Annotated in this window: 2 protein-coding genes; both read left to right on the top strand. The window is 32.0% G+C overall.

The features are described from left to right. Window positions 1-1,100, top strand: a 1,100-nt coding sequence (locus ACWOBP_RS08050; RefSeq protein WP_455338252.1) for a G5 domain-containing protein, incomplete at its 5' end; no start/stop codon positions are given. A gap of 15 nt (window positions 1,101-1,115) precedes the next feature. Next, window positions 1,116-6,831 (top strand): isopeptide-forming domain-containing fimbrial protein (locus ACWOBP_RS08045; protein ID WP_455338251.1); only part of this gene is annotated, 5,716 nt, incomplete at its 3' end.

Raw genomic sequence — 6,831 nt, 5'->3', positions numbered from 1 at the left:
CGAAAGTAAAAGAAGAAGTAACAAAACAACCAGTAAACAAAGTAGTCCTAGTAGGAACGAAACCAGTGGTGACAGAAGTAGAAAAAGAATTCACAGAAACAGAAGCTGTACCATTCGAAACTGTTAAAGAAGAAGACGCAACTTTAGATAAAGGCGTAGAGAAAGAAAAAACAGCAGGAGAAGCTGGAGAAAAAACAATAACGTACAAAGCCAAATTTAAAGATGGAAAAGAAGTAGAAAATACTAGAACGAAAGTAAAAGAAGAAGTAACAAAACAACCAGTAAACAAAGTAGTCCTAGTAGGAACGAAACCAGTGGTGACAGAAGTAGAAAAAGAATTCACAGAAACAGAAGCTGTACCATTCGAAACTGTTAAAGAAGAAGACGCAACTTTAGATAAAGGCGTAGAGAAAGAAAAAACAGCAGGAGAAGCTGGAGAAAAAATAATAACGTACAAAGCCAAATTTAAAGATGGAAAAGAAGTAGAAAATACTAGAACGAAAGTAAAAGAAGAAGTAACAAAACAGCCAGTAAACAAAGTAGTTCTAGTAGGAACAAAAGAAAAAACTATTGTTCCAGGGGGAACAGGAGTAACACCGACTCCAACACCAGATTTTAAACCAGTACCAAGGGAGAAATTCAGTGTAACACCTGAAGAAGGAGTACAAAATCTTGTAGAAGAGAAACCAAAATTAGATATCACTACAGAAGAAATTCCATTTTCTGTAGAAAAAAGATACAATAATAAGTTAGAAAAAGGTGTACAAAGAGAAATTGCTTCTGGAGAAAAAGGAAAACGCAAAGTATTTTCTAAAGTAGAAATAATTGATGGGAAAGAAAGAACAACAGTTGTATCTACTGAGATTGAAAAAGAGGCTAAAAATCAAATTTTAGAAATTGGAACGTTAGATCCAAAATCAAATACAACTCGTAATGAAGAAAATTCAAAAGCTAAGGATATCAATAAAGATAGAAAAACTGAAAGTATTAAAGGTAAATTACCATCAACAGGTATTTCACAAATTAATACATTCATTGCAGGTGTATTTGCATTTATAATAGCAGGTGTACTTACAATATTCAAACGAAAAAAAAGATAGAATAGAGGAGTAGGTATGTCAAAGGAAAGGTATATTTTTAAAAGAAAAAATTTAAGAAAACTGTTTAAAGTTTTCTTAGCATTATCTGTAATATTTACGTTGTTTTCCCCGTGGCTAAAGACAACACAACATATAGCACGAGCTGTAAATGACGATTTAATACATAATATTCGATCTTTAGGCGATGATGTTACAGTATCACAAAAAGGGTGTGATATTGTAGTTAAGAAAAAAGATAAAACCCATTGGGCGGTCCCAAGAAAGCCGATAGATCTTGTTATTCTACAAGATGCTAGTGGATCGTTTGAAAATACAATTGGAAATGTTAAAGCCGCTCTTTCGCAATTAACAACTCCAGTAGATGCAATTAATTATGATCCTGATAAACCTCGTTTAGTATTTACAGGTGATCCAGATACTACTGACCGTGTAATGGTAGCGAGTTTCAAAGATTTAGACGGATATAGACTTTATGATAAACAACAGCAACCATCAGCTAGTTCATATGTAGATACTAGTGGAAGAAATTATGACCCAGAAAAGGGAACTTGGTATTATTATTCAGGTAATGATATTTACTGGTGGAATAGCTCTATAAACAACTGGGTAACTAAATATGAAGCTGATACTAATTTTACTGGGGATTATCGAGAAGGTACATGGGATGGAAGTAAGTATACTCTAGAATCTAGTAATTTAACAAATGATAAAACTGCTATCCATAACTTTATTAATTCTATTACAACGAATGGAGGAACTCCAACTGTTCCAGCTATTGAGGATGTAATAAATAAGTATAATAGCGTAAAAGGGAATATGAATAATGATAGAAAAACAGTATTCCTTCTTATTACAGACGGAGTAGCCAATGGTGTTCGTAAAGATGGTAAAGTTGTTATTGAATATTCAGGTAAGAGAAATGATAAATTATTAGAAAAATATGGTATTAATCCACTAGAGTATCAACAAATGGAAGGATCTTCAAATATCCTAGCAAGAGCTGATGAACTTACTAAAGTAGGTGCTAAACTTAAACAAGCCGTAGGAGAAAAAGGTTCTGTTGTAGTAGGTTTCTGGGAAGATTTAAATAAACTAACTACATATGGACAATATTATAATATTTATGATAATGGTTTTAGAGACACTGGAATAAATTTTGGTGATAATAGATCTGTTCGTGAAATATTCTCAACAGCACTTAGAAGTTTAGCTTCTCCTGATAAAGTAATTAACGGGAAAAATGCAACATTCTATGTTAATGAACAAAATGATATTCAAGCATTTTCTAATAAAGTATTAGCTTCTGTAGGTAATGCGTTGATTAAAGAAAATGTACAAGGTGATTTTACAGTCACAGAGGGTTATAGAGTAAAATCAGTGAGTATAAACCATAAGAAAGTAGTTGATAAGGAAAATATTGATAAAGAACATGAAATTCGTGGAACTATAAAACAAGATGGTAATAATGTCACTATTTCAGTACCTGATGCAGCTTTTAATCCAGGAGAAAATAAATTTGATTATGAGTTAGTAAATACTGTAGAACAACCTAACCTGAGTGAAGATGAGGAAGTAGCGCCAGCTGATGATTATACTCCTACAACAGAAGATAAAAAAGTTGGAGAGTTAGTAGGACGTTTCCATGTAGGAAAATACCAAACAGATTTAATTGGCTCAAAAGAAGAACGAACAGTAAAAGTTAATTCATTAAAATATTGTTATCCTAATGTCAAAAAATCAATCACAGACAAAAATGCTGAGAACGATAAAAAAGATATTGAGGACCCCATTTTAACAGGGAAAAAATCTTATGGGGCAGTACTAGATGATGTTCGAGAAGAATTTGATTATACAGTTGATTACAGAATGAATCATATTCCTCTTAACTTTGAAAAAAATGCTATGCTTATAGATCCAATAGATTATCGACTTAATGTAATTGATGCGTATGTAACTGAAACGGGATCAACTCAAAAATTAACAGACTTTACAATCAGGAAAATTAATGAAACAGATTCTGTTACCAAGAAAGAACGAACTGTTGTAGTAGCTGATATTCCTCAAAAACCGGGAACCAAAACAGATAGTGTAGATGAAGGAAACTACGGAGGACATAAGTTTAAAAAATACACATTACATGTGAAAGTTAAAATAAAAGATGAATATCCGTATGAAAAGAGTCAAAAAGACTACATTAAAATTCTTCAAGAAAATGATGGATATGGATTAAGAAACCAAGCTTCTATAAAATGGAATGGAGAAACAAATAATCCAAACGATGACACAGCTCAAGTAAGACGTTCAAATAACGTATTTGTTGTACCACCGGTAAAAACAGATATAGATAAAAAAGTACGTGGTGAAAGAGAAACGGTAGATCAAGGAAGAGAACATTATTACTTACCACAACGTTACGATAAATTTATTTACGATATTAAATCTTCATGGCCAGGACTAATGGATAGTTATTCTATCGAAGATCAACTTGAATCAGAATTAGAAGTCAATAAAGCTGATATTAAGGTAATGGTTAATAATACAGAAATTAAAGAGTTGAAAAATCATATTACTGTAGAAAATAACTTAGTAAAATTATCACTAGAAAAGAGTGATATCACGCCTAAGTTGAATAGAGCTATTCAAAGAGCTAATAAAGATAATAATGGGCCAGCTCAAATTCATATAGAAATTAAAGCAAAAATTAAAGATGGTGCAAATGTAGATAAATTTAAAGATGATAATGGAGTTATTAAGGTGCCTAATAAGGCTACTGTAAAACTAAATAATCAACCAATTCAATCTCAAACAGTTTATGTAACACCAGATGAACCAGCTGTGACGAAAAAAATTAATAACACCTTAGATCATTTAAACATTCCATCATGGGATAAACAAGATAACGCTTATAATTATAATATTAAAACTACATTACCAGGTAATATAAATGATTATAATATATATAGAATTGAAGATGTCTTAGATCAGGATTTAGAATTACAAGAAGGAAAAAATCCAGCCATTAAAGGTGAAGCAGCAGAACATTTTGATGTAAGTTACGATAGTACGACTAGAACAGTGACTGCAAAAGTTAAAGATGGTCATTTCAATCAATTGACAGGTAAGAGTATTATAGAGTTAGAAATTCCAGCAAAAATAAAAGATGGAATTTCTCGCGAAAAAATACCTAATATAGCTAAAGTATTTTACAATACAACAAATGCAACAGGTGAACCTAAAAAATTAGAAACGCCACCTGTAACAGTAACACCACCACCAAGCGCACCAACTAAGAAAATCAATGGAACATTAGATGATTTAGTAATAAACTCAGCAAATGAAAATGCCTATAACTATAATATAAAAAGTAAGTTACCAGGTAATATAGCTGATTATAAACAGTATGGTATTAAAGATAAATTAGATGATAGATTAGAATTACAAGAAGGTAAGCAAGCATCTATAAAAGGTGAAAATGCAAAACATTTTGATGTAATTTATGATAAATCAACTAATACAATAGTAGCAAAAGTAAAAGAAGGTCATTTTGGAAATCTAAAAGGTGTTGCAGAAGTAGAATTAGAAATTCCAGCAAAAATAAAAGATGGAGTAACAGAGAAAAAAATACCTAATGAAGCAACAGTAATTTTCAATCAAACAGATGCTAATGGTGAACCAAAAGAAACACCAAAAACACCACCTGTAACAGTAACGCCACCGCCACCAAGTGAGCCACCAATTACAAAAACAGTAAATGATAAAACTCATGAGGATTTAACATCGTTAACACAAGAATTTGTTTATAAAATTGAAACACAAGTTCCAAAACATGCGACAGCGTTCGAAGTAACAGACACTATAAAAGATGTGTTAGAGTTTAAAGGTGCAGCAGATATAGAAGCAACTGTAGATGGAGAAAAGATTACCGATGTTAAGACTGAAGGGAAAAAACTAACAGTTAAATTATCAGCAGAGCAAGTAAAAAACAAAGCAGGTAAAAATGTAGTAGTTAAATTCACAGCAAAACTGAAAGCTAATATAACAGCAGAAGAATTAAAAGAATTTACAACAGCAGATGTAGTAAAAGTACCGAATACAGCAAAATATAAAATTAATTTAAGTGATGAACCGAAGTTCAATAAAGAATCGGAGCCAGTAACAGTAACGCCACCAAAACCAAATGAACCAGGTATTACTAAAAAAGTAAATAATCAAGATCATGTGAACTTGACTGAGCCAGAAGAAGTGTTTACTTATAAAATTGAAACAACAGTTCCAATGAATGCAACTGAATTTTCTATCACAGATACATTAGTAGATGAATTAGAATTCGGAAATAATGGTACTCCAGTTTCAGCAAAAGTAGAAAATGATTTTATAGAAAATAGTAATATTACTATAAAAGGACAAACATTAACGGTTAAATTATCAGATGAACAAGTTCGAACAAAAGGTGGAAAAGCAGTAGTAGTAGAATTTGTTGCTAAAGTAAAACAAGGAGCTAATATCTCTAAATATACAGAGAAAAAAGTTCCTAATAAGGCAACATATCATATTGATAATAAATTCAATAAAGATTCAAATACAGTAACAGTAACCCCACCACCAAGTAAACCGGAAATTTCTAAAAAAGTTAATGAAGCAAATCATTATGACATACCAAACCGTAATGATGAGTTTACATATACAATAACTACGCAAATGCCTAATAATGCTAACATATTTGAAATTACGGATGAATTAAAAGAAGTATTACAATTTGTAGGAGAAAAAGGTAATGTAGTAGTAAAAATTGATGGTAAAGATGCTGGAAATAAAGCGACTATAAATATAAATGGTCAAAAACTGTTAGTTTCATTTACAGAGGAATCTGTAAAAGGGGATGCAGGAAAAGTAATTGAAGTAACATTCAAAGCTAAGATTAGAGAGGGTGCAAACCTATCTAACTATATAACTGGAGATAAAATACAAGTACCAAACAAAGCTTCATATGATATTAACAATGATCCAAAATATCATAAAGATTCCAATGTAGTACCAGTAACACCACCAACACCAAGCGAACCAGAGATCATAAAAGATGTAAATGGAAAAGCAAGTGAAACACTACAAAATCGAGATGAAGAATTCACATACAACGTAACAACAAAAGTACCAGAAGATGCAACAGCATTCGAAGTACACGATACAATCGAAGGAGTATTAGAATTCTCAGGAGATAAAGGTGGAGCGAAAGCAACACTAAATGGAAAAGACTTAGCCGCTGAAAGAATTACAGTAGATGGACAAACAATCAAAGTAACTCTAACAGAAGACGAAGTAAAAGCCAACGGCGGAAAAGAAGTGAAACTAAGCTTCAAAGCCAAAATAAGAGAAGGAGCAAACCTATCTGGATATGTGAAAGAAGACAAGGTTCAAGTACCAAACAAAGCACAATACAGAGTAGACCTTCCAAACAAACCAGGTGTAACAAAAGACTCAAACGTAGTACCAGTAACACCACCAACACCAGGCGAACCAGAGATCATAAAAGATGTAAATGGAAAAGCAAGTGAAACACTACAAAATCGAAATGAAGAATTCACATACAACGTAACAACAAAAGTACCAGAAGATGCAACAGCATTCGAAGTACACGATACAATCGAAGGAGTATTAGAATTCTCAGGAGATAAAGGTGGAGCGAAAGCAACACTAAATGGAAAAGACTTAGCCGCTGAAAGAATTACAGTAG

The organism is Gemella parahaemolysans, from assembly GCF_053758945.1.
This window is presented reverse-complemented; position numbering and strand designations above follow the sequence as displayed.